The sequence below is a fragment of the Pararhizobium sp. A13 genome, assembly GCF_040126305.1.
Taxonomy (GTDB): domain Bacteria; phylum Pseudomonadota; class Alphaproteobacteria; order Rhizobiales; family Rhizobiaceae; genus Pararhizobium.
In genome coordinates, this window is the sequence record NZ_CP149511.1 from 1,018,471 (window position 1) to 1,044,968 (window position 26,498).

A 26,498-nucleotide genomic window follows, 5' to 3' on the forward strand; every position below is an offset into this window, starting at 1 on the left:
AACAACCCTCCCTATTCCTAGCCGTTCAATCGATCCGGTTTTTTGGTCTATCCCAAGCGATCCGCAGACTCGCCGGACGGAGAGGCGGCCTGATCATAGATCGAAAGCACCATGTCCACAGCGGCGATCAGGATCGCCTCCGGATCGCGTGTTAGCGCAGCTTGAGCCGGGATCAACGGCAGATACTGATGCATCAATGTCTCGGGGATCGCCACGTCCCGCAGCGCTTCGTTCAAACGATGAACGGCCGCGCGCCCCTCGGGCAGATTCCAATAGTAACGGACGCGGTCGCTGTAGCTGTAATGGCGCTGGACACGCAGGGCAGTTTCATCGCCGTGATAATGCCCGTGCCAATCTGAGGGCTCGGCCAGCATTGCGGCTTCGAGGGTCCGCATCAGCGGGCGGTCGCCGTAGCCAGCCACGATTTCCGAGGCAATGAGGTCGAGCGCATAGGCTGCTTCGCGGTAGGCGAACGTGAGGCCGGGTCCGACCTTGAGGATCGGAAAGCCGTCTCGCACCAGCGCCTGCAGCGCCTCCGCTGTCTGATAATCCGTCGAGTGAGCCTCAAAAACGAACTGCGTTTCCTCATTAAGCAACGCGGCCAAGCGAAGGGCCCGTGCCGGTTCGTAAGCCACCACATTCTCGCTGCCGAACTCGACGCCGGGCTGAACGACGAAAGCGATGACGCGCGAAAACGCGTCTGCCAATCCGGCTTCCTGGAAGACTTCGCGATGAACTGCGATCGTCGCTTGTGCGGCCTCCGGCGCGGTCGGTTCGACGTGATCCAGCACGTGATCGGCGCCGCCCGGCATTGGAACCTCCGTTCCCAAAATATAGACCGGCGGCACAAGTCCGGCAGACTTTGCGGCAGTCTCGGCAGCAAGCGCCAGTCGCGCGGCCCGCTTGGCGATCGTCGCGTCGTCGAGCGCTGCCGGTTCGCCAGCGCAGCCCATCGACGCGTCGAGATGGATTTTCGTGAAGCCTGCCCTCACATAGGCTTCGACCATGGCTTCGGCCTTGGCCATCGCACTTTCCTGAGCCTCCCGCTTCCAGGGATTGGGTCCGAGATGATCGCCGCCAAACAGGATCTTCGCAGCATCAGCGCCTTCTTCAGCGGCTATTGCGCGGACAAGATCCACGAACTTGTCCGGCGTCATGCCGGTATAACCGCCGAACTGATTGACCTGGTTGCAGGTCGCCTCGATCAGCACCTCGCGCTCCGTTCGCGCGGCCCGGCGGATCGCCGCTCTGAGCACGGTCGGATGGGCGGAGCAGACGGAGGTGATGCCGAAGGGCGTGCTGTCGCGCCGGGCGGATGCAAGGCGCAGGAGAAGATCGGTCATGCTAGAACTCCCGTTGTGGCGGAGGCGAGAAAGGTGTCGAGATCGGCAAGGCTGGACACACCCTCCATCGGCCCCTGGCGCGTAACGCTGCGGGCGCCGGCGGTGTTGGCGAGGAGAAGCGCGCGATCCGGCGCCATGCCCATACGCCGGCATGTGAGATAGGTGGCGCCGAAGACATCGCCGGCGCCCGTCGGGTCGATTTCCTTGACATGGAAGCCGGGCGCATCGATGCGGTGTGCGCCCGGGCCGAAGAAGGTTGCCCCGTCGCGACCCCGCTTCAGGACGATTTCGCTGATACCGGACTCGAGCAGATGGGCCGTGGCAGAGGCTTCGTCAGAATGGCCAGAGGCGACGAAAAGCTCTTCGCCTGAGGGAAGGAGGAGATCTGTTGCAGCAAGGATTTTGGCGAGCGGGCTTTGCCCCGAGGCATCCATCAGGAGTTCGGCACGGATATTCGGATCGAGCGAGACCGAGCCGCCCCGCGCCTTAACAGAGGCGGTCGCGATGGACAGCATGTCCAAGACCCCGGGGATGGTGAGGGCCGATCCCATGACATGAACGTGCCCCGCCCGCGCGATCAGGGCGTGCGCCGCATCCGTCATGCGAATATCGCCAGCCGCCGAATGGGCGATGTTAAAGACGAAATTGCGTGCGCCATCCTGACGATAGCGGACGAACGCGCTGCCCGTCGGTTTGTCGATGACGGAAATCGCCGAGACGTCGACACCGTCGCGTGCCAGGCGCTCGATATTCAACCGGCCGAAATCATCTTGGCCGACACTGGCGACGATACCCGCCGCCCCGCCGACCCGTGAGACCTGATCTATGAAGATCGCCGGTGCGCCGCTCGGATAGGGGCCCATCAAGGACTGCGGCTCGAGAAAGCCATCGCCGACTGTCGTCGCCATGATCTCCACGAGAATTTCCCCGATCGTGATCGTCGGGCCGAGAGCTTCGGGCGCAAGCCCTTTCGCAGTACCGGTCACATTCACCTCCGCTCATTGGCCGCTGCAAGAGTGGCGCCATTTCTCCTCTCGCCAGTAGCCAAAGCGAAGTTTAATGTCAACAATATTTTACATGCGTAAACTTACGCTGCGAGGCGCAAAAAACTGCGTATCGCAAGCAAAGGCTTCACGAATGTAACGAAATATCCGTGCTATTTCCGGCCACTAGCCTTGCTAGACCCAGTAGCCACCGTTTTTCTCTTGACAGATTTTATGGTTAGATCGATAAAAAGTTTACGCGTGTAGTGTTATACGTGGACATCCGTCAAGGAGGAGCGGGAAAATGAGGAAACAAACTGCAATTCTGTTGTCGTCCGTCGTCGGCGTGGGCCTGGTCGCCAGCTTGGCCGGCGTTGCGCAGGCGGAAGAGTTGACGATCGCCACAGTCAACAATGGCGACATGATCATCATGCAGAAGCTGTCGACCACCTGGGAAAAGGAAACCGGCAACAAGCTCAACTGGGTGGTTCTCGAGGAGAACGTGCTGCGTGAGCGCGTGACGACGGACATCGCCACAAAAGGCGGTCAGTACGATATTCTGACAATCGGCGGCTATGAGGCACCCATCTGGGGCAAGGCCGGCTGGCTAACGGCAGTCGACGATCTGGGCGATGACTATGATTATGGTGACCTCCTCGATCCCATCAAGAAGGGTTTGAGTATCGACGGCAAGCTCTATGCCGTTCCCTTCTATACGGAGAGTTCCTTCACGCTCTATCGCAAGGATCTGTTCGACGCTGCGGGCCTGACGATGCCTGAGCAACCGACCTACGACCAGATCAAGGAATTTGCCGCCAAGCTCACCGACAAGTCGAAGCAGCAATATGGCATCTGCCTGCGCGGCAAGCCCGGCTGGGGCGAGAACATGGCGTTCCTCGGCACCATGGTGAACACCTATGGCGGCCGTTGGTTTGATATGGACTGGAAGCCTCAGCTCAACTCCGAACCTTGGAAGAAGGCGGTCGACGACTACGTCAAGCTGATGACGGATTTCGGCCCTCCGGGCGCAACCGCCAACGGTTTTAACGAAAACCAGGCCCTCTTCTCCACCGGCCATTGCGCGATGTGGATCGATGCCACCTCGGCAGCGGGCCGCGTCTACGACCCAAAGCAGAGCCAGGTTGCGGACAAGATTGCATTCAGCCGTGCACCCGTCGCCGAAACGCCCAACGGATCCAGTTGGTCCTGGTCGTGGAACCTTGCCATTCCGCAGACGTCGCAAAAGGCTGAAGCCGCCAAATCTTTCCTGAAATGGGCGACCTCGAAGGACTATGTGAAGATGGTCGGCCAGTCGGAAGGATGGGTTGCAGTTCCGCCCGGGACCCGCAAATCGACCTATGCTTTGGAGGAGTACCAGAAGGCGGCGCCGTTCGCCCAGACCGTGCTCGATGCCATCATGTCGGCCGATCCGTCCAGGCCGACCAAGGATCCGGTCCCCTATACCGGCGTCCAGTTCGTGGCGATCCCTGAGTTCCAGACGATCGGCACTGTGGTCGGTCAGCAGATCGCCTCGGCGCTTGCCGGTCAGCAGACAGTCGATGCGGCACTCGACGCCGCCCAATCACAGGTCGAGCGTGACATGACGCGCGCCGGCTACATCAAGTAAGTGTTTCTACCCCGCGGCCCCGGCTGCGGGTTCCTCCCGGAGGAGGTCCGGCAGCCTGTCTGCCGGATCTTCCGTCAGCGATACGGCCCCTCACCACGGGAGCCGGTCCCCTTTTTTACCTTCCTCGACACCGAAGCTCGACCGGAGACTAACTTATGAAATTGCAGAACAAGATTGCGCTGATCACCGGCGGAGCACGTGGCATCGGCCTCGGCTTCGCGCAAGCCTTCGTGAAGGAAGGCGCTACGGTGGTGATTGCCGATATCGACATTCAACGCGCCACCGATGCCGCATCGTCGATCGGGCCTGCGGCGTTCGCCATTGCGCTGGATGTGACCGATCTTTCCGCGATCGAAGACGTCGTGCAGAAGATCGACCAGGATTTCGGCGGCATCGACATTCTCGTCAACAATGCCGCGATCTTCGACATGGCGCCGATCAACGCCATCACGGAAGCCAGCTATGAGCGGGTCTTCGGCATCAACCTCAAGGGTCCCCTCTTCATGATGAAGGCGGTCTCCAACGTGATGATTGCCCGCGGTCGCGGCGGTAAGATCATCAATATGGCGAGCCAGGCCGGCCGTCGCGGCGAAGCGCTGGTCGCTCTCTATTGCGCCTCGAAGGCGGCCATTATCTCCGCCACGCAGTCGGCAGCGCTCGCCCTCGTGAAGCACGGCATCAAGGTCAACGCCATCGCTCCCGGCGTGGTCGACGGTGAACACTGGGATGTCGTCGATGCCGAATTCGCCAAGTGGGAAGGCCTGAAGCCGGGAGAGAAGAAGGCGGCCGTCGCCAAATCCGTCCCGATCGGCCGCTTCGCCACGCCAAACGACATCAAAGGCCTCGCGGTATTCCTGGCTTCCGCCGACAGCGACTATATCCTCGCCCAGACATACAATGTCGACGGCGGAAACTGGATGAACTGAGACAAGGACGATGACCACCATGCAGGCGATCCACTATACGGCCAAGGGCCTCGCGGCGTCGGTTGACATTCCGATGCCGGAACTCCTTCCGGGACATGCGCTGATCAAGGTCCAGGCGGCCGGGCTCTGCCACACCGACATCGACGTGCTGCACGGCCGATACGGCGAAGGCCGCTTTCCTCTCGTGCCGGGCCATGAATATGCCGGCACCGTCGAGCGCGTGGCCGAAGACGTCACGTCGCTCAAGCCCGGCGACCGCGTCGCGGTCGATCCGAACCTCCCTTGCGGCGACTGCCCGGCCTGCCGGAAGGGCCTGACCAATCTCTGCGCCCATCTTGGTGCCTATGGCGTGACACAGGCAGGCGGCTTTGCCGAATACAGCGCCCTGATGGCCACGCATCTTCACCCGATTGGGGACCTCCCCTTCGATGTCGCTGCACTGGCCGAACCGCTCGCCTGCGTCGTCAACGGGCTGACGAGCGCCAGCCTTAAGACCGGTCCGACGGGGACGCAGACTGCGCTGGTCTTCGGCGCCGGGCCGATCGGCCTCCTGCTCGCCTTGTCCCTCAAGGCGCGGGGTGTGGAGATCGTGACCATCGCCGACATTAACGAGAGCCGGCTGGATTTTGCCCGTTCGCTCGGCCTCGAAACGGCGGTGTCGGGCTCGGCCGCGCTCTCGGAACAGCACCGGACATTCGATTTCGTTGCCGATGCCACCGGCATCCCCCGTGTGGTCGAAGGTATGATCGACCTGACGGCCGATGGCGGCACGATACTCGTCTTCGGCGTCTGCGCGCCGGATGCGCGGATCGCCATCGCGCCGTTCGAGATTTTTCGCCGACAGTTGAAGGTCGTGGGGTCGCATTCGCTAAACCGGAACATTCCACAAGCGCTGGAAACGCTCACGGCCGACCAGGCTGGCAGCGGTGCGATGGCGCGTCTGGTGTCACACCGCCTGCCGCTCGCCGAGATCCTGCCCTTCCTGTCAAAGGGATCCAGTGATGTGGCCACGATGAAAGTCCAGTTCGCCGCTGGCGCGTGACGAGGCAAGCGAGGAGTAGCGCCGCACGCTTTCATCTTGCCTACGGCGCGGCGTCCAGTACAACGAGACCATTCTCAGCTCGCCGAGTCGCGGAGGTTACAGGTGAAGAAGATCAGAACTATGGAAGATTTTTCCGAGTTCGTCGGTCTGTCTCGCCCAACCGTTTCCAAATACTTCAACGACCCCTTCTCCGTACGCAAGAAGACGCGGGATACGATCGAGGTGGCGTTGAAGAAATCCGGCTACCGGCCGAACATGTTCGCCGTCAATCTGAACCGCCGGCGCAGCAACATCATCGGCGTGATCATCCCCAACTCGGCCGATCCGTTCTACATGGCCCTCACCCGCCGGATCGAACTGATCGCGAACGAAGCCGGCTTCCTCGCCTTCGTCCTCTCCTCCGATGGCAAGGCCGAGATGGAGGATCAGGCTATACAGACGTTCAAGTCGATGAACGTCGCCGGCGCCATCATCGCCCCGCTCGGGATCAAGTCGCATCACGCGACGCTCGAGGAGCTCGGCCGGAGCATTCCGCTCGTGTACGTCGATTCACCACTCGACGAGCAGTCGGCCTTTGTCGGCACCAACAACCGGCAGAGCTTCGGCCTCATCGTCGACTACCTCTGCCGCTCCGGCGAGCCGCCCTGCTATTTTGGCATGCCGCATGTCAATACGAACGCCACGACACGACGGGCCGCCTACATCGAAGCCATGCAATCGTTCGGCCTGGAGCCCCGGATCATCGACATCTCGGATGCCGCCACCTGGGATTTCGAACGCTTCGCCTTCGAAGAGGCAAGTCGATTGTTCCAGCAGGAAACACCGCTGCCGACGAAGACCATCCTCTGCGCAAACGACCGGCTGGCCTTCGGTGTCATTGCAGCGGCCTATGAGATCGGCCTGAAAGTCGGGCATGGCAACGAGTGCGATATCCGCGTCGCCGGCCACGACGACCATCCCCTCTCCCGCTACGCCTGCCCCCCAATCACGACGGTCGCCCAAAATTATAACGAGATCGGCCGTCTTTCGATCGAGCTGCTGCTTCAAAAGGTGGGCGAGGCACCGGCCTCGGGACAAGCGGTTTCCGAGCGCACACTGCTCAGCGCTGAGATCATGCTCAGAAAGTCGGCGTAGTCTGTAGTGGCCTGATTGAGCTTCGGAATCCCTTTCGCTGCCCGACTGCCGGGATTGTCTTGAACGGCCTTCAAACTGCCGGCCTGACTTGGAGCGTCAGGAGCTGACAACCAGTCCTTTGGCTTTGAGCACTGCATCCAGATTACTGACTTCGATCACCGACTTGCCTTGCTTGTAAGCCGCAATGTAACCGGCTTCGGCATCTTCGCGTGCCTGCGAGAGCTTTGCGACGTCCTGGGCTTCCTGCTTGCGAACCACCACCAACCCGTCCGCGTCGCCAACGATGATGTCGCCGGGATTAATTAGCTCGCCGCCGACGATAATGGGGTCATTCAAGGCCGTCAGGCTTTCCTTGACCGTTCCCTTGATGCACACACTCAAGGAAAATACCGGAAAACCAAGTTCGCGGAGCTGAAGCGTATCGCGTACGCCCGTGTCGGTCACAAGACCACCAATCCCCTTAGCCAGGCAGGCATTGGCTAGCACATCACCGAAAGATCCGGCCTCTTCGTATTCGCCCGCCGATACGACGATGATATCTCCGGGTTGCGCGTAGTTGATGGCGAGTTGCAGCATGATGTTGTCACGCGGCGCCGATTTAACCGTGAAGGCGGGGCCGCATAGCTTCATGCGGTAGTCGACGGGCTTGATGCGGGACGACAATGCACCGCGACGGCCCTGCGCCTCATGAATTGTCGCCGGCGAGAATTTTGCGATGGCGTCGATGTCTGCCGGGCTGGGCCGTTCGGCAATGTTCTTGATGTGGATCATAAAACCTCCCAAGGGTAAGGATGACGGCGGGCAAAGCCCGCCGCTTCAAGTCTTTAGACGGATCGGTTGCTGAGTAGCGGGTCTTACGGGATCGGGTCGAACTTCAGCTCGGAGAGCGGGACGACCTTGTCAGTCCGGGTCATCTTGTATTCGGTGGTCGGACCAAGCCACTTGTCCCAGATCTTGTTGATCTCACCGGATTCATCGAGCGCGTGGAGCGCTTCGTTGATCTTGGCAGTCAGGGCCGGCTGGTCCTTTGCCATGCCAATACCGATCGGCTGGAAGAGCATCGGATCCTGGATCATCCGCATCTTCTTGCCCTTGGCCTGGGACTCGTTGACGAACTTCGTTGTGGTCATCGTGTTCGCCACCATGCCGCGTGCCTTGCCCTGCTGAACGGCAAGGTAGGCCGATGCGGTGTCTTGGAACGTCAGTGGCTCGGACTTATTGAGCTTGATCGACATTTCGGAGGTTGAGCCCTTCGTGGAGGCGATGCGCTGGCCGGCAAAATCGGCCTTGGTCTGGCCTGGATCGTCGGCCGGAACGATCAGCATTTCCTTTGCGAGGTAATAGGGGTCGCTGAACTGGATCTGTTCGGCGCGGCTTTGAGTGTAGGCGAGGTTAGCGACAGTTATGTCGACACGGCCGAGCTTGACTTCCGGCACGCGGGCTTCGACGGAGACGGGCTTGACCTCGGCCTTTACGCCGAGCTGCTTGGCGATCGCATTGCACAGATCAACGTCAAAGCCGGCCATTTCGCGGGTCTGCAGATCGGGAGAGGCGAAGGGCGGCACGTCGGCGAAGGTCGCGCAGCGGAGCGTCTTGGCGGACATGATGTCGTCCAGCCGGTCGGCCTTGGCGGGCGTGATCCCGGCGGTAGCCGCGAGGGCGAAACTGAAGGCGATGCATTTCAAGGTCATTGCTGTTCTCCTTTGGTTATTATTGACGTAGTCAGTGCCGCAGATCGGCGAGGAACCGCTGAGCGCGGGGATGGCGGGGGTTGCCAAAGAACTCTTCAGGCGTCGCCATTTCGAGGATCTGGCCGGCATCGATGAACCAGATCCGATCGGCGACATCGCGTGCGAAACCCATCTCATGGGTCACGCAAAGCATGGTCATACCTTCGGCGGCGAGGCTCTTCATGACGGCCAGGACTTCTCCGACCATCTCAGGGTCAAGCGCGCTGGTCGGCTCGTCGAACAACATGACCGGTGGCTCCATGGCGAGTGCGCGGGCAATCGCCACGCGCTGCTGCTGCCCGCCGGACAACTGACCGGGATAGGCATTGGCCTTGTCAGCCAGCCCGACGCGCTCGAGAAGGAGCAGTGCTTTGGCGTGGGCAACGTCCGGCGCGACGCCCTTCACCCGAATTGGCGACATCGAAACGTTGTCGACAACGGAGAGGTGCGGAAAAAGATTGAAACTCTGGAACACAAAGCCGATCCGGCTGCGCAACCGGTTGAGCTCGCGGGTCTTCATCGGCGCGTGGATGTTAAGGCCATCGAAGGAGATCGAGCCGCTGTTGATCTCCTCGAGACGATTGATCGTGCGGATCAGCGTCGATTTCCCAGAGCCGGACGGTCCGCAAATAACCACGACCTCGCCTCGGGTGACCTGAGCGTCGATCTCCTTCAGAACCTGATAGTCGCCATATTGCTTGGAGACCTTCGAGATCTTGATCGCATGCAAATCCTGCGGCAATTCTGACGTGGTCATGGCTGCTCCGATACGATTTTTGCGAGCGCGACCACCCCTGCGGGGCGGGCGCCAGTGAGGCCGGCGCGCCTGCGGGCAATGCGGCGCTCGAGACGATGGGCGACGTGGGTCAAGCTCCAGCAGATCGCGTAGTAGACGATCGCCAGGATGAGAAAGACCTGGAAGGGCTGCGTGAGGAGTTGGTTGTTGACCTGGCTCGCGGCGAAGGTGAGATCCGGCACGTTGATCACATAGCCGAGCGTCGTATCCTTGATCGTCGAGACGAAGGTCGACAGGATGCTCGGGATCATGTTGTAGAGCGCCTGGGGCAAAATCACGAAGCGCATCGCACCGAAATAGCTGTGACCCAGAGCCTTGGCCGCTTCCATCTGCCCGTGCCCGAGCGCGACGATCCCTGCCCGCACAACCTCACTGAGGAAGGCGCCTTGATAGACGACGAGTGTTGTCAGCATCGTCACAAAGCTCGGCACATCGGCGCCCGTCAGCAGGGGAACCAGGAAATAGCTCCAGAGAATGAGCATTAGGAGCGGCACGCCACGAGTGACGTAGACGAGTACTGTGACCGGCCAACGCAGGATCGGCCATTTGGACAGACGCGCCAGCGCCAGCAAGATGCTGATTGGAAATGCAAGAGCGATGCTCAAGGCCGACAGGATCAATGTGTTGGCAAGACCGCCCAGCGGACCGTTCGGAAACTGCCCGATCAACAGCAGGAGCCAGTAATCGCGAATGATGGCGAGGATGTCGTTAATCATGCCCGTGCCCTCCAGGCTGGATCGGCGCGCATGGTCACATAGGCGCCGCCGGCCATGATGAGGAGCGAGAAGAACAGGTAGAGCACGGTTCCGATCAGATAGATCTCAAAGGTCTGGAAGCTGAGGTTCTCAATCTCCTTGACAGCATGTGTCAGCTCGGACGCACCGATCACGATGCCCAGACTGCTGTTCTTGAAAAGCGAAACGCTGTGGTTGATCAACGGCGGCAGGGCGTTGCGGACCCCTTGCGGCATCAAGACAAAGCGCATCGCCGATATATAACCGTGACCGAGTGCCCGAGCAGCTTCCATCTGTCCCGGGCCGACCGAGCGAAGGCCCGAGCGCAAATCCTCGCTGAAATAGGCAGCCTGGCAGAGCCCAAGCCCGATGACCGCAAAAATCGCTTCTGCATTATGGCTCGCGAGCCAATAGGCCAGCCAATCTGGCATCAGCGTGAAGATGCCGAAGTACCACAGCATCAGTTGCACGAGCGTCGGCACGTTGCGGTGATAGGAGACGTAGCCGGCGACAAACGAATTGCCGAAGCGGCCGGGGGAGAAGCGAAGCGCAAGCAGCAGGATGGCCAGCGTCATCGCCAGCAACCAGGAGCCGATCGCGATGACGAAGGTCATCACGATGCCGTGCAGGAGCATCGCGACATAGTCCGGGTTGGTCAGGATAGCTGAAAGATCGAACCCGGTCACGGCTTTGATCCTTTCGAGGAAGCAGCCGGGCGGGGTGTTGACGGCTTGGCCGTCTGCAACCCGCCCATAACCTGAAGCGTCGGCGTGATCTCCATGTGACCGATGTTCACGGCCACCGGTGCGGCAATGGCGAAGGCGATCGCATCGGCGATGTCGGCCGCCTGGGGCAGTTCAAAACCATCTATGAAGCGTTCCCGAATGGACGGGTCATCCCCATGCACGTGAGCGAAAATATCGGTCGCGACGCGGCCGGGGCAGATCTCGGTCACCCTCACCCGCTTTCCGAACGCATCGAGGCGCAGCTGGTTGGACAACATGCTCACACCGGCCTTCGTGGCGTGATAGGATGAATTGCCCCCGAAATTGTAGGCACCGGCGATCGACGAGATGTTGATGACATGGCCGCAATCGCGCGCCACCATGCCTGGCACGACCATCCGGCAGAGATGCAGGACGGCGCGAAGATTGACGTCCACAAGGAGATCGATGTCGCCCTCGTCCGCCTCCAGGAATTTCTTGGGCCGATCGACGCCGGCATTGTTGACGAGGATGTCGAAGCCGACACGGCTTGTGAGTTCTGCCAGCGCCTGACGGTCGGTGACATCGATCACATGCGCAATACAGCCGGTACGCTCCGCAAGCCGCTTCAGCGGCTCGGCGCTGCGCGCGATCGCATGAACCTCAATATTTTCGCGGCGGAGCCGTTCCACCACAGCAGCACCGATACCGGAAGATGCACCGGTTACGAGAGCGGTCTTGTAGTCGGAAAATGGCATCTATTGTTCCCCTTGTATTTTGTGAAACATTAGCGGAGCTTTGAGGCCCTGCCTAAGACCGATTATCTCTGGAGCAATAAGCAAGCCTTATGGAGCGTTGTTATCGCCGCTGCGACCGGCATTCAGGGGGTCAGCAGCGAACGTCCGCGTCGGCTCGCCGCGAAGCTGCCGATCGCCGACAGCCTCGGCGTAACCGTCCAGTTGCAAAAGGTTTGTGGCTCTGTAACATGGCCAGATGCACACGGTTCAAGATCATAAACCCTGATGGACATAAGGCGTCTCAGATCATTCATTGTGATCGTCGATAGCGGCAGCATCACCCGCGCCGCGGATATCCTGCACATTGCGCAACCGGCCTTGAGTCAGCAGCTGGCTTCGCTGGAGGAGCATTTTGGCCAGAAACTGCTGATCCGCAGCCAGCAGGGCGTCAGCATGACGGATGCCGGGCATGCGGTCTACCGTCACGCGCAGATCATCCTGCGGCAGATGGAGCAGGCACAGGCAGATGCGTCAGCTGCGGGCAATTCTCTGGCCGGACGTGTGTCGGTCGGGCTGGTGCCCTTCAGCAGCGCCGCGACGCTATCCGTCGATTTGCTGGCCGAGACAAGAAAGCGCCATCCGGGCATCCTTTTGCATCTCACCGAAAGCGTTGGCCAGACCTATAGCCAGATGATCATGAACGGCCGACTTGAAATGGCTCTTATCCACGGATCCGGGCCAATCAAAGGCGTCCGTTTCGAGCCGCTCCTCAGCGAGGAGTTCTTTCTCGTCGCGCACCGGGACTTTGCGATCGAGGCCGACAACAAGCCGGTGCCGGTCACTGCACTGGACGGGATGCCGTTTTTGCTACCGCCCGCCTACAACTTCGTCCGTCGTGCGGTCGATACGGCGTTCACGCGTTCGCGCACCAATCTCAAGGTGGTCGGTGAGGTGGAGATCGTAAGGACGCTTACACGCGCCGTCAGCGGCGGTCTCGGCGCAACCATCATGCCGAAAGCCATCGCCGATCGGATCGTGACAGAATCGAGCGAGCCACTGATCTGTCGGATCGTCTCCCCAAAGATCGAGGAGACGCTTTCGCTCTGCGTGTCGGACCAGACGCCATTGTCGGAATCGGCGGTTGCCGTCAAAGATATTCTTCTGGAGCTGACAGCGCGGCTACGGCCCTAAGCTGCAGTGCAGCGGCGCCGAAGGGGTGATCTCGTTTCTTATTTCATATCCTTGCAGAATTGGGCGATCCGCGCGCATGCTTCCGCCAATTGCTCCATACTCGTGGCATAGGAAATGCGGAAGAAGGGACTCATTCCGTAGGCTGCGCCCTGAACGGTCGCGACATGATGTTCATCCACCAGAGCCATGACGAAATCGACATCCGTCTCGATCTTTCGTCCACCCTTGCTGGTCTTGCCGATAAGCTCGGCAATGTTCGGGAAAATGTAGAAGGCGCCCTCCGGCTTATGGCAGCGCAACCCCTCGATTTCGGCGAGCTTGCCGAGGACGAAATCGCGCCTCTCTTTGTAAATCTCGGCCCGCGTCTTTAGCAGGTCTTGCGGTCCCTTCAGCGCGGCCGTTGCTGCGGCCTGGGTCACCGTCGTGATGCCACCGCTATTCTGGCCGTTGACGTTGCTGATCGCGGCGATCAGGTCTTTCGGACCACCGCAGAAACCAAGCCGCCAGCCAGTCATGGCATAGGCCTTGGAGACACCGTTCATCGTCAACACCCGGTCGTAGAGCCTAGGCTCCACTTCTGCGATCGTGCAGAACTCGAAACCGTCGTAGACCAGATGCTCGTAGATGTCATCGGTCATGATCCAGACGTGCGGATGGCGCAGCATGACCTCGGCGATGGCGGCCATTTCGGCTCGGGAACATGCAGCGCCGGTCGGATTGCTCGGAAAATTCAAGAAGAGCCATTTGGTGCGGGGCGTGATCGCAGCCTCAAGGTCCTCAGCGCGCAGCTTGAAGCCGGCTTGCTGGGGGCAAGCAACCGGAACGGGAATGCCGCCCGCAAATTTGACGATGTCGGCGTAGCTGACCCACGATGGGGTTGGAATAACCACCTCGTCGCCGGGATTGCAGGTCGCCAGCATTGCGTTGAAGATCACCTGCTTGCCGCCGCCGGAAACGACAATCTGACTGGCATCGTAATTGAGATTGTTGTCCCGTTTGAACTTGTTGGCGATAGCAGCCTTCAGGGCGGGCGTTCCGTCCATCGGCGGATATTTCGTGTCGCCGGCAAGAGCCGCCGCATGGGCAGCCTCGATTGCATGGATCGGAGTTGGGAAGTCCGGCTCTCCGGATGACAGGCTGACCACCTTCACGCCCTTGGCGGCAAGGTCCCGGGCGCGCTGTGTCATCGCGGCGGAGGCTGAAATGGAAACGTTTTTCAGGCGTTCGGCAATTGCAGGCATGAACGTGACTCTCGATATGGATTGGAGTTGAGGGCGATTCACAGCGCGGCCTGAAGCTCGTCAGCCGACGATCTCGGCGGCGGGAGCTATAGTCGCGCCGGTGGCTTCGATCTCGCTACGCACAATCCGTGCGAGCTCGAGCGCGCCTGGCGTATCGCTATGGACAAGGATGGAGCGTGCCGGGATGGCGATCGTTCCGCCATCGACGGTCCTGACGGAGCCTTCGAGCAGAAATTGTCGCACCCGTTCTCGCACTGCGGCTTCTTCCTTGATGACGGCGCCGGGCAGCCCACGGGTAACCAACCTACCCTGCGCGTCATAGGCGCGATCAGCCAGAAAGAGCGCGAGGGTCTTCAAGCCGGCACGCTTGGCCGCCTGTTCGATCTCGCTTCCTGGCATGGCGAAGACGATAAGGTTCGGGTGCACCGTCCTGACGGCATCCATTATGAGGTCGGCAAGCACCGGGTCTCGATTGACCATGTTCCCCATCGCCGCATGAAAGCTAATGTGCGACACGGTCATATGTTCGCTCCCTGCAATGGCCGCCAGCGCACCCAGCTGGTAGAGCATCTGCTGGCGAAGTTCGTCGGCGCCGAATGGCATTTCGCGGCGGCCGAACCCCATCCGGTCAGGCAGGCCGGGGTGAGCGCCGATGCCGACGCCGTTCGCCTTGGCATGACGCACCATACGCGCCATCGTGTCAGGATCGCCGCCGTGGAACCCGCAGGCGATGTTGGCCGACGAGACGACCTTCATCATCGCCTCGTCGTCGCAAAGCCGGTAGGGGCCAAATCCTTCGCCCATGTCGGAATTCAGGTCGATCTTCATCGGATATTCCTTTTGAAAGGCTGGTTAGCGCTGAGCCATGGCCTTCAAGGCGCGTTTCACCATCTGCGATATACTGCGCACATCTTCGATATAATCGTCGACCGCCCGATCGACCTCTCGCGCTTCGGCATGTGTCGATCGGACAAACCGTAACCGGCTACCGATGCGGGCCTGGCCGAGCCGCCATAGATCGGCTTCGATCACGCCTGCGATCTTCGGATATCCGCCAGCCGTGTTGGCGTCGCTCATCTGAACGATCGGCTCGCCGCCGGGCGGCACTTGAATGACGCCCGGCACGATGCCATGCGAGCGCATTTCCAACGGCGCCATCGGCTTGATTGGGTCTCCTGAGAGGCGATAGCCGGTCCGGTCGCTTTGAGAGGAGATCTTCCATGTCTGGTTCCAGAACCGGTCGGCGTCGACGCCAAACAGATCGTGTTCCCCGGCCGGCAGAGCGCGGATCAGCAACGTCCCGTCCGTGCTCGAAGGAAAGACCTCGGACAGCGCCGATGCCGGCGGGACGACGGCCATACCGTCTTTCGGCATCAGGCTTTCATCGAATGCCTCTCCAACCGCCACGACGTCACCATTGGCCAGCGAACGACCGGCATTTCCGCCAAAGGCGCCCCGAAGCGACGTGCTTCGCGACCCCATGATTGGCGCGACGTCAACTCCTCCACCCACACAGATGTACAGGCGCGCCGATGCTGGCGGCATTGGCAGAACAAGCATCTGCCCTGATCTGGCGGTCTGGGTGCACCAAGGCAGCAGTTCGATGCCATCGAGCGTCGCGTTGCATTCCGCGCCTGTCACAGTGAACATAACGTCGCCAGCGAAGCGCACGCGGAAGGGGAAGGTCTGCACCTCGATCACCGCCGCACCTTCGTCATTGCCAATGAGTATGTTGCCGACCTTCAGGGCGAGTGGATCCATGGCGCCGCTCGCGGTTACGCCAATATCCCGATAACCCGGCCGGCCGAGATCCTGGATGGTGTTAAATGGGCCAGTCTCGACGATCTCGATCATAGTTCGATCCTCGCAGGCACGAAGCGCACGATATCGCCCGGCGCCATGATTGCCGGGTTCGGCGATGTGGGATCGAACATCTGCAAATCGGCAAAGCCTATGGAGTTCCACCCGTTCGGCCCGGTGAGAACGGCCACGCCGGTCTGCATGCCGCCGATCGTCACGCAGCCCCTAGCCATCTTCAAGGAGGGTATGGTCTTCCGGGGCATGTGTATCCGGGGGTCGAGGCCGTGGAGATAGCCAAAGCCGGGTGCGCTTCCCAAGGCGAAGACCCTGTAGGTCGCTTCGTGATGGATGCGAACGACCTCCCGGTCACGGAGACCGGAAAGATCACACAGGGCTGCGAGATCGGTTGCGTGTTCACCACCATAGTGAACGGCGATCTCGATCGTCTTTCCCTTCAAATCCAGGCTTTGCGCGCCGTCCCAGGCCTCAAGCAGACGCCTCACGACTGCATCTGGATCTTCCGGGGTCTTCTTGAGGACGGCGAGCAGATTGGTCATCCCCGGGACGATTTCAGACAAATCTTCCCAGCTCTTGAGGATTTTCGAAAGTGCCCAAATGCGACGCTGGGCAACAAGATCAAAATCGCCGGGAGCTTCAAGCAAAAATGCTCGGGAGCCGATGGCAGAGATGCGCGCGCGGCCCAATGTGGACGGTTTGATCTCCGGCGCATATGGTTTCAACGACGCGATCATGGATAAGGCTCGATTTCGAAGAGAGAGTCGCCGAACCCCACCATCGCACCATGCGCGGCGAAGCACTTCGACAGAATGCCTGGCTGGTTGGCTTTAACCGGAAGTAGGATGGGCCCGACACGGATGAAGCCAAGGATCTCCGCCAGCGTCACAATTTGCCGATCATTGTTGGCCGCGGGCGGACGCGACGGATGGTGACCCCAGAAATAACCGGCCATCGGTGCCTTGATGAGAACGGCCGGCGTCGCAGGAGCGGTCGGCTTCCCCTCTTCTAAGAGGAGTATGGAAGGACGGTTGCCCCTGGCAAGCACGATCCGCAGCTGACGGGCCGGCTGCTTGATTTCCAGTCCATCCACACCAGCGGCTTCAAGCGCTGCGGCCAGACAAGCGATCGTGGCGGGGTCGCTGAAGTCCAGTTCGCTCATGACGCGCTCCGCTGCTTCAGCCACTTTTCGAGGTAATGAATGTCCGTCTCGCCCCGTGCGAATTCGTGGTCCTCGAACAAAGCGCGCAAGAATGGGATATTGGTAGAAATCCCGTCGAGACGAATGTCCGCCAGTGCATCGCGCATTTTGGCCATGGCCTCGGTGCGAGTCGCGGCATGAACGATCAATTTTGCGATTAAGGAATCGTAGTATGGCGAAACCTTGTAGCCAGTCTGCACGTGGGTATCGACACGGATGCCCGGACCATTGGGTAACTCCAGGGCGGTGATGACACCAGCTGAGGGCATAAACGTCGCGGGGTCTTCGGCATTGATCCGGCACTCGAACGAATGGCCGTCGCTTTTGATCTCGCTCTGGCCGATGTCCAGAGCCCTGCCTTGGGCCACTTTGATCTGCGCTTGAACGATGTCGAGACCTGTCGTCATCTCCGTGACCGGGTGCTCGACCTGAAGCCGCGTGTTCATCTCGATGAAATAGAACGCGCCATCTTCATAGAGGAACTCGAAAGTACCAACGCCGTGATAGCCGATCTGCCGGCAGGCCTCGACGCAGGCTTCGCCGACCTGCCGGATCGGTTCCGGAGGGATCCCTGGCGCCGGCGCTTCCTCCACCACCTTCTGGTGACGGCGCTGCATCGAGCAGTCGCGATGTCCAAGCCAGACGGCATTGCCATGGGTATCGCAAAGCACTTGGATTTCGATATGACGGGGACGCTGTAAAAACTTTTCCATATAGAGCGCCGGTGAGCCGAATGCCTGCCGAGCCTCTTCACGAGTCAACGCGATCGCTTCATGCAGCGAGTCGGCCTCCGTTACGACGCGCATGCCCCGCCCGCCGCCACCGCCGGCGGCTTTGATAATCACCGGATAGCCGATCTCCGAGGCGGTCTTCTCAACAGCATCGCGATCGTCCGGAAGCGCGGTGTCTGGCCCGGGCACGCAGGGCACTCCGGCCGCCATCATCGCGCTTTTTGCCGAAATTTTGTCGCCCATGGTTGCGATCGATCGCGCGTCCGGTCCGATAAAGACCAAGCCGGCCTTTTTGACCGCCTCCGCAAAAGCGGCATTCTCTGAAAGAAACCCATAGCCGGGATGGATCGCACCCGCCCCGGACAGGCGCGCGGCCAGGAGAATGGCATCCTGATTGAGGTAGCTTTTACCGGCGCTTGAGGGGCCGATGCAGAGGAACACATCGGAAGACTTGCCATAGGATGCGTCACGGTCCGCTTCCGAGCAGATAGTGACGGTCTTCAGGCCAAGCTCCTGGCAGGCTCTCTGGATCCTGAGCGCGATCTCACCGCGGTTGGCGATCAGAACTGCCTCGAACTGACGGTCGACTTCCGCCACCTTGACCTGCACCTTGCCCATTCAGGCGATCTCCGCCAGCATATCGCCCACCTCAACTTCGCCGCCATCGATGTCGGTCAGGCGCGTCAGGCGTCCCGAGCGCGGCGCAGCGATCTTGTTGAAGACTTTCATTGCCTCGATAATGAAGAGCGTTTGTCCCGCTTCGACCTCGTCGCCAAGCTTGACGAAGGCGTTTTCTCCCGGCGCAGGCGCTGCATGAAGGACCCCGTAAACTGGCGCTGTCACGACCAGTCCAGGGTCGACGGCGGATGCGGTCGGCGGGCCTCGTGAGATATCAGTGGGCGCTTCATCCACCGAAACGAGCGGCACCCCTTCGTTGGAGGTGGCCGTCCGGAAAATCCGAACCGTCGTCTCCTTTTCTGAGACGGTCAGTTCGGTGATTTTAGATTGCCCGACAAAATCGATCAGGGTTTTGATTTTCGAAAGGTCCATGAGTCCACTCGGTATTCGGAACGCTTTCCTGCAGCCGATGCAATGTGTGCAGAGCCGCGATCAGCGATTGCTTTCCGTAGCATGACCGACCCTCAGATGGGGTCAGACGAACTTTCAATGGACCGACGAATTTCTATTTGAGATTCCAACCAATGGGTCTGGCGTTCGAAGACGCTAAATCCGGCGAGAACGAAGAAATCAGAGCTCGGATAGTGTGAGTGACCTGACTCATCCAAATTCAGTGGGCGCAACCGGGCCCCCTCAAACGAAAAATCCGAACCTGGCCGCCTATGTCGCCCGCGGCGAAGCGCGGTCCGCCTACAAGCGGGCTTTCGACGGGATTGGGTTTACACCGGCAAGCCACCGACCGGCTGATTGAGGTCCGTCCTGGGCTCGAAGTCGTCATCCGAGTTTTTTCAGTTTGTTGGTCCTGACCTATACGTTTATCGAACGCGGCCATCTAAAAACATTGCGGAAACAGTCAGTCAAAAGCGGGAGAAAACATGACCGCCGCAACACCATGCGACGTTCACCTGCCTCTTCGCCGGCGATTGCCATCCAGACCCCTCACACGCAGTGCAGTTTTGTGAATATTTTATCAAATAAGATGAAACGAAGATTGCGCAGACCGGGCTATGGTTCACAATGCGATGTGGCCGAAAGAACATGGACGGCGATATTGGATAAAATGTGCGCCAGGAATACCGCCCAACGGTCCTGGGTCCAAAGACTGACAATTGTTAAGCGCGGGATCGTGGCCCACTTGTTAAATTCTCATCAAAACGATATTTCTCGGGAAACCGAAAGGGCAGGATCGAATGAACAGTCGTAAGGGACACCGCATCGCGGCGCTATCAGATGCCCTTTCACAGCACCGCATTCTCCACATCAAAAGCGCTGCCCAGATACTCCGCGTTTCCGAGATGACAGTCCGCCGGGATGTGAGCGCCAACCCGGACCAGTTCGCCTTTTTCGGCGGCCATATCGTACCGTCCGCAGATCTTGAGAACGACAATCCCTATGAACTAGCCAAAGCTGCGGATAGTCATGCCGTTGCAAAGAAGCAAGTTTGCTCCCACGCTATTGAGTACATTCACGATGACGACACGATCTTCTTCGATTGTGGCACGACGCTGCCATACCTTGTTGACCTTCTCCCGGATCATTTTCATATCACCGCGATCTGCTACGCCCTCAATGTCGCCGAACGGCTGACCCGCAAACCGAACGTCCGCCTCGTTATGCTAGGTGGGCTTTATCATCCGGCTTCAGCATCTTTTTCCGGTTCCACAGCGCTGGAAACGCTCGATTCGCTCGGTATCAACGTCGCCTTTCTCTCCGCCGCAGGCGTCGATAGCCGCCGCGGCGCGACATGCGCGCATTTCCACGAGGCGGAAATAAAGCGGAAAGCCATGTCCCGGGCCCAGAAGAACATTCTTCTTGTCGACAGCAGCAAGATCGGGAAGCTCAAGCCAGTTTTCTTCAGCGATCTGCAATCTTTCGACGCCGTCATCACCGAAGACGGAATCAGAGAATTCGGCGGCTGATTGCCTGTTTCTACGCGTCCCTGTGAGAATCAATCTTGACGTCGCCTCAATCTGATGGAATGGTAACAAAAAAGTGAAACAAAAATAACAAATTGTCGCCGGGCTTTGGTCTATAACACCATCCCAGCTTACCGGGAGGGACAGCACGTGGAAGCAGACACCGGACAGCAGCACAGGACGGTGGCCCTTGAGGCGTCGCCGATTCTGTCGAACCACGCCCCGGTGCGCAATCCGGGCATGCCGCTCGATCTCTCGTGGGTGCTGGATTCGCGCGTCAACCTGTCGGCGACCGAACGCCGCGTCGCGACCCTGCCGGGCCGCCGCACGGTCAAGAAGGACGCGCAGGCGGCCTGGCTCCTGAAGGCGGTCACTTGCATCGATCTGACGACACTGAACGGCGACGATACCCCCGAGCGTGTCAAACGGTTGTGCGCCAAGGCGATGAACCCGGTACGCGCCGACATTCTGGATTCCCTTGGCATGGGCGGCCGTTCGATCACCACCGGAGCCATCTGCGTCTACCATCGTTTTGTTGCGACGGCCGTCGAGGCGCTCGGAGATTCCGGCATTCCGGTTGCCGCGGTTTCGACCGGTTTCCCGGCCGGTCTCAGCCCGCACCATCTCAAGGTCAAGGAAATCGAAGCATCGGTTGCCGACGGCGCCAGAGAAATCGATATCGTCATCACCCGCGAGCATGTGCTGACCGGCAATTGGACAGCGCTTTACGAGGAAATGAGGGATTATCGCGCAGCCTCTGGCGATGCCCATGTCAAGGCAATTCTGGCGACCGGCGACCTGAAGACGTTGCGCAATGTCACCAAGGCCTCGCTGGTTTGCATGATGGCAGGTGCCGATTTCATCAAGACATCGACCGGCAAGGAAGGCGTCAACGCGACGCTGGCCGTGACATTGACCATGCTGCGGGCGATCCGCGCCTATCAGGAGCGCACCGGCATCAAGATCGGCTACAAGCCGGCCGGCGGCATTTCCGCGGCGAAGGACGTGTTGAACTACCAGTTCCTGATGAAGGACGAACTGGGTCGCGAGTGGCTGGAACCTGACCTTTTCCGTATCGGTGCTTCGAGCCTGCTTGCGGATATCGAGCGGCAGCTGGAGCACCACGTCACCGGTGCCTATTCGGCCCTCAACAGACACCCGATTGGATGATCCAGATGACTGTTGCCAAATATTTCGACGAAATGTCCTACGGCCCCGCACCTGAAGCCGATACAGAAGCTCGCGAATGGCTGGCGCGCCACACTTCCGGCTTCGGTCACTTCATTAATGGCGCGTTCGTGCCCTCCGCGTCAGCTAAGTGCTTCGACACGTTCGAACCGGCTACCGGCAAGGTCCTGGCGAAGCTCGCGAATGGCGGCACGGCGGATGTGGACAACGCGGTTGCCGCGGCCCGCAAGGCACAGGCGTCATGGGCACGGCTGTCGGGTCATGCGCGCGCGCGCCATCTCTATGCCCTTGCCCGGATGATCCAGCGCCATGCGCGTCTGATTGCTGTGGTCGAGGCCATCGATAACGGCAAACCGATCCGCGAGACCCGCGATCTCGACGTGCCGCTGGCAGCCCGTCATTTCTATCATCATGCCGGATGGGCGCAAATCCAGGACACGGAATTTGCCGATCATGTGCCGGTGGGCGTCGTCGGTCAGATCATCCCGTGGAATTTCCCATTCCTGATGCTGGCCTGGAAAGTGGCGCCGGCCCTGGCGCTCGGCAATGCCGTCGTTCTAAAACCTGCCGAATTCACATCGCTGACGGCGCTTCTCTTTGCCGAACTCGCATCCGCAGCGGGCCTTCCGCCGGGCGTGCTCAACATCGTGACGGGAGACGGCGAAACAGGAGCGCTGCTTGTCGGGCACGAGGATATCGACAAGATTGCCTTTACCGGATCGACCGAAGTCGGGCGCGTCATTCGTGAGCGTACCGCGGGCAGCGGTAAATCGTTGACATTGGAACTCGGCGGCAAGTCACCTTTCATCGTTTTTGACGACGCAGATATTGACGGCGCCGTGGAAGGCGTCGTCGATGCGATCTGGTTCAATCAGGGGCAGGTCTGCTGCGCGGGTTCGCGGCTTCTGGTCCAAGAAGGCATTGCCGATCTTTTCCATGCGCGGCTGAAGCGCCGTATGCAGACATTGCGGGTCGGCCAGCCTCTGGATAAATGCATCGACATGGGTGCGATCATCGCGCCTGTGCAATTGACGCGCATCGAAGCACTGGTGAAAAAGGGAGTTTCAGAAGGCGCGACGCTGCATCAAGCCAAGATCGACATGCCGAAGGGCGGCAGCTTCTATCCGCCAACGCTTCTCAGCGGCGTGCAGCCGACATCGACCGTCGCGACCGAGGAAATCTTCGGGCCGGTTGCGGTCTCCATGACTTTCCGTACACCGGAAGAGGCGATCCAGCTTGCCAATCACACGCGCTACGGCCTCGCCGCCAGCCTCTGGAGCGAGACGATCGGCTTGGCGCTGAACGTTGCGGCGAAGCTCGCAGCAGGCGTGGTTTGGGTGAATGCCACCAATTTGTTCGACGCAGCCGTCGGTTTTGGCGGCAAACGCGAATCCGGTTTCGGCCGGGAAGGCGGACGGGAAGGTTGTTACGAATATCTGAAGCCGAAGGCTTGGATCGGTCGCAAGGCGCGCACAGCAACGCCCGCTCTTTCGCAAGTGAAGCCGGCTGCCGGCGATTTTACCCTGTCCACCATTGACCGGACGGCAAAGCTCTTCATCGGTGGCAAGCAGGCGCGGCCGGACGGCAATTATTCCCGTGTCATCGCCTCACCCAAGGGCAAGGCGATCGGCGAAGTTGGCGAGGGCAACCGCAAGGACATCCGCAATGCCGTGGTTGCCGCTCAAGCCGCCTCCGCTTGGTCGAACGCTACCGCCCATAACCGCGCCCAGATTCTCTACTATGTCGCCGAAAACCTCAGTGGTCGCGCCGATGAGTTCGCCGCGCGGATAACAGCGATGACCGGCGCTTCCGCAGCCAATGCAAAAGCAGAGGTTGACGCCGCGATTTCGCGCCTCTTCACCTATGCAGCCTGGGCGGACAAATATGAAGGCGTCGTTCACCAGCCGCCGCTTCGCGGTGTTGCCCTGGCTATGCCGGAAGCCATCGGCGTCGTTGGCGTCATTTGCCCGCCGGAAGCGCCGCTGCTCGGCTTTGTCAGTCTGGTGGCGCCACTGATTGCCACTGGCAATCGTGTCGTCGCGGTGCCGAGCGAACCCTATCCGCTGTCGGCGACGGATTTCTATTCCATTCTGGAAACGTCGGATGTGCCTGCTGGTGTCGTCAATATCGTCACCGGATCGGCGGACGAACTGGCAAGGACCCTTGCCGCACACAATGACGTCGATGCGTTGTGGGCCTTCGGCTCCACTGAACTTTCGGCGATGGTGGAGAAGCTGTCTTCGGGCAATCTGAAGCGAACTTTCGTGGACAATGGCAAGGTAACGGATTGGATGGACAAGGCCGCCGCCGAAGGTGTGGTGTACCTTCGGCGTGCTGTGGATGTGAAGAATATCTGGATCCCCTACGGAGAATAAAGAATCCTGGACTGGTCAACTGGGCGGGAGGAGAACCGCTAAAAAAAGGCGAGAGCAGACGGAATTTGAGAGAAAAGCAAGGCCGTAAAGGCCTCGGTGAGTGACGATACGTCCTTGATGATTTGGGTTATCATGCTATGTATATAACCATGATCATTTTTACCGGAGCGGAATCATGGCACTTGCCCACGGATCAATAGAGCTATCCGGCTTCGCGACGCTCACAGGAACGCCTAAGCAGGTCGGCGACCAGCTTGATCGGCTTGTTGCTGAGCAAGTCATTGCACTAACGCTCGAGCACGGAAGTGGCCCCGCAGTCAGGGCCCTAGCCGAGACGGTCGCTAGCATTGCACCGCTGGTTCGCACTATTCTGGAGCGTCGTCAGCGCGAAACTATCCAATCGATAATCGAGGCGCTGGTGCCTCAAGTGCCACCTCCACAGCATATGCTCGTTGAAGCACGCATGACAGCGGACGCGAGAAGGGCCGTGCTTGAAAGCGGAGATTGGCTGACAGCTGCACAAATCGCGGAAGTCGCGGGCTTCAGCACAACCAATCCAAGCGCCCAGCCCAATAAATGGAAAAAGGATGGCCTGATCTTTGCTGTCAGGCATCGGGGTATCGATTACTTTCCAGGATATGCGTTGGATCCGGGAACTGGCTATCGCCCGATCAAGACACTTGCCAAGGTTCTAAAGGTTTTTGGTGAGAAAAAGGACGATTGGGGTCTCGCGTACTGGTTTGCCTCGGTAAACAGTTTCCTAGGTGGCATGCGGCCACAGGACATGCTGGCGGATCAGCCCGAACGAGTTGTTGCAGCCGCTGAAGATGAGTTGGCTGGCGCACTCCATGGGTAAAGCGAAAACCGGACCAGGAGATAAACGGGTCGCTGTATCGACCGCCGATCTCCCTGCCCCGCCAAATGACCTGCCGAAATCCGTGAAAATTATGATCTGGCCGAAGGGCCAGATCATTCATCGAATCCATCTGAATCTGTACCGGGGTGTACAGTTCAATCCAGGCGTGAGAGGGAATGCGCGATTCAGCCCTATAAGGGATGCCATGGGAGCGAGCGTACCGACCCTCTACGGAGGCACAACGTTCGACTGCGCCGCAATGGAAACGGTCTTTCATGACGTGCCTTTTGCGGCCGGCCTGAAGACCTATGATCGGCAGAAGCTGACCGGACAGGTCTACTCGCAAGTCGCTCCCCAACGTGACTTCGCGCTGGCCGACCTAAGTTCGACCGCCTTGCGAAAACTTGGTATCCAGCGCAACCAGTTGATCGATACAGAAAAGGATCGTTATCCAGACACGCGCGCGTGGGCGGAGGCGATCCATACTCAGTGTCCTGATATCGAGGGCCTATGCTGGATATCGCGCCAAGACGATCGTGCTCAAGCTCTAGTGTTGTTCGGGGACAGGGTGTCAGCGAAGGATCTCGTGCCACGGGGTGATTCAATTGACGTCGTTTCAGACCTTGATGCCTACTCGTCGCTACTCGGGTTGGCGGATCGGATTGGCGTGAACATCGTCGATGGAAAGGCGTAACTCGGCTGCATCAGGCGGGATGGCAACAGAAGAAATATTGGGGAGACATATGGGGCAGCCGGCTGTTGGGTTGAGGGACTGCCTCCCGAGGAGTTACTTCTCGCTGGTGATCGTGGCGAGGTCCTATTCATTGTCGGAGCCGGCGCTTCCTATCCGGCGCCGTCGTTGCTGCCCCCGCAGACACGGCGCTTCGCTGCTTTGATTTGCGCCAGCAGTTCGCCACCGCGTTCGATAGCGCGAGCGGCGGGCGGACTTTTCGGATAAAGTTCTCTTTCTGATCATCTGAGGACGCCAAGATGCTAGCCTCTGACCTAACGAAATTTATCGAACAGGATCATCTGGCTTTGGATGCCTTCGTGAAGGGTGATCCTGAACCTCTGAAAAATCTCTACTCGCGACGGGATGACGTTATTATCGCTAATCCGTTCGGGCCGCCGGCGAAGGGGTGGGAAAGGGCCGCCGCGACCATGGAACGGGCTGCCACCAATTACCGGGACGGCGAGGCCACCGCCTTTGAGCGCATCTCCGAGTACGCGACGGCGGACTTGGGGTACATCATCGAGGTCGAGCGTTTCCGATCCAAGGTCGGTGGTGGCGACAAGCTGGTGCCGATTGCGCTTCGGGTCACCACCATATTCCGGCGAGAGGAAGGCGGGTGGAGGATCGTCCTTCGTCATGCCGATCCGATAACCTCACGCCGCCCGTCGGCGTCCATAGTCGGAGAGTAGAAGGTTGCCGGACCCGTCTGGGTCTGACGACCTCGCCCCGGACGACAACTCGTCGCCCTCTTCGATCTTTCTCGCAAGTTGCTGTATTTCTGGTGAGGCAAACCGATGGGCTCTTGGATTAGGCGTAA

Annotated in this window: 26 protein-coding genes; 11 read left to right on the forward strand and 15 right to left on the reverse strand. The window is 59.8% G+C overall.

Going from position 1 to position 26,498, the window contains the following annotated elements; translation table 11 throughout:
• Positions 1–47: 47 nt before the first annotated feature.
• Both WI754_RS26465 and WI754_RS26470 read right to left on the reverse strand, forming a co-directional pair.
• The gene (locus tag WI754_RS26465) at positions 48–1,343 is read right to left on the reverse strand and encodes a D-tagatose-bisphosphate aldolase, class II, non-catalytic subunit (RefSeq protein ID WP_341486964.1); all 1,296 of its coding nucleotides are present in this window, start codon (positions 1,341–1,343) and stop codon (positions 48–50) included.
• Complete coding sequence (locus tag WI754_RS26470; RefSeq protein WP_341486965.1) at positions 1,340–2,329, reverse strand: sugar kinase; 990 nt, start codon at positions 2,327–2,329, stop codon at positions 1,340–1,342. The genes WI754_RS26465 and WI754_RS26470 overlap by 4 nt, the downstream gene beginning before the upstream one ends.
• A gap of 301 nt (positions 2,330–2,630) precedes the next feature.
• On the opposite strand from WI754_RS26470, the gene WI754_RS26475 reads away from it, so the two are divergent.
• The 4 genes from WI754_RS26475 (at position 2,631) to WI754_RS26490 (ending at position 7,055) form a co-directional block, all read left to right on the forward strand.
• Positions 2,631–3,953, forward strand: coding sequence for a sugar ABC transporter substrate-binding protein (locus WI754_RS26475; protein WP_341486966.1), 1,323 nt, complete (start codon positions 2,631–2,633; stop codon positions 3,951–3,953).
• 155 nt (positions 3,954–4,108) lie between these two features.
• The gene (locus tag WI754_RS26480; protein ID WP_341486967.1) at positions 4,109–4,879 is read left to right on the forward strand and encodes an L-iditol 2-dehydrogenase; all 771 of its coding nucleotides are present in this window, start codon (positions 4,109–4,111) and stop codon (positions 4,877–4,879) included.
• A 19-nt stretch (positions 4,880–4,898) separates the two neighbouring features.
• On the forward strand, positions 4,899–5,921 hold the full coding sequence (locus tag WI754_RS26485) for a zinc-dependent alcohol dehydrogenase family protein (RefSeq protein WP_341488013.1): 1,023 nt from the start codon (positions 4,899–4,901) through the stop codon (positions 5,919–5,921).
• A gap of 120 nt (positions 5,922–6,041) precedes the next feature.
• Entirely contained in the window at positions 6,042–7,055 is a 1,014-nt protein-coding gene (locus WI754_RS26490) for a LacI family DNA-binding transcriptional regulator (protein ID WP_341488014.1), read from the forward strand.
• Positions 7,056–7,151: 96 nt separating this feature from the next.
• On the opposite strand, the gene WI754_RS26495 is transcribed toward WI754_RS26490, so the two are convergent.
• The 6 genes from WI754_RS26495 to WI754_RS26520 form a co-directional block, all read right to left on the reverse strand.
• Positions 7,152–7,826 carry a 4-carboxy-4-hydroxy-2-oxoadipate aldolase/oxaloacetate decarboxylase gene (locus tag WI754_RS26495; protein WP_341486968.1) on the reverse strand — a complete coding sequence of 225 codons (675 nt, stop codon included), beginning with the start codon at positions 7,824–7,826 and terminating at the stop codon, positions 7,152–7,154.
• 83 nt (positions 7,827–7,909) lie between these two features.
• A complete protein-coding gene (locus WI754_RS26500) occupies positions 7,910–8,746 on the reverse strand; it encodes an ABC transporter substrate-binding protein (RefSeq protein ID WP_341486969.1) in 837 nt (278 codons plus the stop codon).
• A gap of 31 nt (positions 8,747–8,777) precedes the next feature.
• A complete protein-coding gene (locus WI754_RS26505) occupies positions 8,778–9,542 on the reverse strand; it encodes an amino acid ABC transporter ATP-binding protein (protein WP_341486970.1) in 765 nt (254 codons plus the stop codon).
• A complete protein-coding gene (locus tag WI754_RS26510; protein WP_341486971.1) occupies positions 9,539–10,297 on the reverse strand; it encodes an amino acid ABC transporter permease in 759 nt (252 codons plus the stop codon). The genes WI754_RS26505 and WI754_RS26510 overlap by 4 nt, the downstream gene beginning before the upstream one ends.
• Positions 10,294–11,001 (reverse strand): amino acid ABC transporter permease, encoded by a 708-nt coding sequence (locus tag WI754_RS26515; RefSeq protein ID WP_341486972.1) that lies wholly within the window; start codon positions 10,999–11,001, stop codon positions 10,294–10,296. The genes WI754_RS26510 and WI754_RS26515 overlap by 4 nt, the downstream gene beginning before the upstream one ends.
• Complete coding sequence (locus tag WI754_RS26520) at positions 10,998–11,777, reverse strand: SDR family oxidoreductase (RefSeq protein ID WP_341486973.1); 780 nt, start codon at positions 11,775–11,777, stop codon at positions 10,998–11,000. Before WI754_RS26520 ends, WI754_RS26515 begins: the two co-directional genes overlap by 4 nt.
• 264 nt (positions 11,778–12,041) lie before the next feature.
• Here WI754_RS26520 and nac point away from each other — a divergent pair, with 264 nt between their 5' ends.
• Complete coding sequence (gene nac, locus WI754_RS26525; RefSeq protein WP_341486974.1) at positions 12,042–12,947, forward strand: nitrogen assimilation transcriptional regulator NAC; 906 nt, start codon at positions 12,042–12,044, stop codon at positions 12,945–12,947.
• Positions 12,948–12,985: 38 nt separating this feature from the next.
• Here nac and WI754_RS26530 read toward each other — a convergent pair whose 3' ends face one another.
• From WI754_RS26530 to WI754_RS26560, 7 genes are read right to left on the reverse strand one after another with little or no spacing between them, the layout of a single operon-like run.
• On the reverse strand, positions 12,986–14,188 hold the full coding sequence (locus WI754_RS26530) for a pyridoxal phosphate-dependent aminotransferase (RefSeq protein WP_341486975.1): 1,203 nt from the start codon (positions 14,186–14,188) through the stop codon (positions 12,986–12,988).
• 60 nt (positions 14,189–14,248) lie between these two features.
• The gene (locus WI754_RS26535; protein WP_341486976.1) at positions 14,249–15,016 is read right to left on the reverse strand and encodes a 5-oxoprolinase subunit PxpA; all 768 of its coding nucleotides are present in this window, start codon (positions 15,014–15,016) and stop codon (positions 14,249–14,251) included.
• Positions 15,017–15,040: 24 nt separating this feature from the next.
• Positions 15,041–16,042, reverse strand: coding sequence for a biotin-dependent carboxyltransferase family protein (locus WI754_RS26540; RefSeq protein WP_341486977.1), 1,002 nt, complete (start codon positions 16,040–16,042; stop codon positions 15,041–15,043).
• Positions 16,039–16,740 (reverse strand): 5-oxoprolinase subunit PxpB, encoded by a 702-nt coding sequence (pxpB, locus tag WI754_RS26545; protein WP_341486978.1) that lies wholly within the window; start codon positions 16,738–16,740, stop codon positions 16,039–16,041. Before pxpB ends, WI754_RS26540 begins: the two co-directional genes overlap by 4 nt.
• Positions 16,737–17,165 carry an acetyl-CoA carboxylase gene (locus WI754_RS26550; protein WP_341486979.1) on the reverse strand — a complete coding sequence of 143 codons (429 nt, stop codon included), beginning with the start codon at positions 17,163–17,165 and terminating at the stop codon, positions 16,737–16,739. The genes pxpB and WI754_RS26550 overlap by 4 nt, the downstream gene beginning before the upstream one ends.
• Positions 17,162–18,553 (reverse strand): acetyl-CoA carboxylase biotin carboxylase subunit, encoded by a 1,392-nt coding sequence (gene accC, locus WI754_RS26555; protein WP_341486980.1) that lies wholly within the window; start codon positions 18,551–18,553, stop codon positions 17,162–17,164. Before accC ends, WI754_RS26550 begins: the two co-directional genes overlap by 4 nt.
• Entirely contained in the window at positions 18,554–18,985 is a 432-nt protein-coding gene (locus WI754_RS26560; RefSeq protein ID WP_341486981.1) for an acetyl-CoA carboxylase biotin carboxyl carrier protein subunit, read from the reverse strand.
• 818 nt (positions 18,986–19,803) lie between these two features.
• Here WI754_RS26560 and WI754_RS26565 point away from each other — a divergent pair.
• From WI754_RS26565 to WI754_RS26590, 6 genes are all read left to right on the forward strand, one after another.
• Complete coding sequence (locus WI754_RS26565; RefSeq protein WP_341486982.1) at positions 19,804–20,532, forward strand: DeoR family transcriptional regulator; 729 nt, start codon at positions 19,804–19,806, stop codon at positions 20,530–20,532.
• 237 nt (positions 20,533–20,769) lie between these two features.
• Positions 20,770–21,699: a deoxyribose-phosphate aldolase gene (gene deoC / locus WI754_RS26570; RefSeq protein WP_341488015.1), complete on the forward strand. Its 930-nt coding sequence runs from the start codon at positions 20,770–20,772 to the stop codon at positions 21,697–21,699.
• A 5-nt stretch (positions 21,700–21,704) separates the two neighbouring features.
• A complete protein-coding gene (locus WI754_RS26575) occupies positions 21,705–24,092 on the forward strand; it encodes an aldehyde dehydrogenase family protein (protein ID WP_341486983.1) in 2,388 nt (795 codons plus the stop codon).
• Positions 24,093–24,267: 175 nt separating this feature from the next.
• The gene (locus WI754_RS26580) at positions 24,268–24,948 is read left to right on the forward strand and encodes a hypothetical protein (protein ID WP_341486984.1); all 681 of its coding nucleotides are present in this window, start codon (positions 24,268–24,270) and stop codon (positions 24,946–24,948) included.
• Positions 24,941–25,642, forward strand: a complete 702-nt coding sequence (locus tag WI754_RS26585) for an RES family NAD+ phosphorylase (RefSeq protein WP_349437973.1) — start codon at positions 24,941–24,943, stop codon at positions 25,640–25,642. The genes WI754_RS26580 and WI754_RS26585 overlap by 8 nt, the downstream gene beginning before the upstream one ends.
• 296 nt (positions 25,643–25,938) lie before the next feature.
• On the forward strand, positions 25,939–26,370 hold the full coding sequence (locus WI754_RS26590) for a nuclear transport factor 2 family protein (protein WP_341486986.1): 432 nt from the start codon (positions 25,939–25,941) through the stop codon (positions 26,368–26,370).
• Positions 26,371–26,498 lie beyond the last annotated feature (128 nt).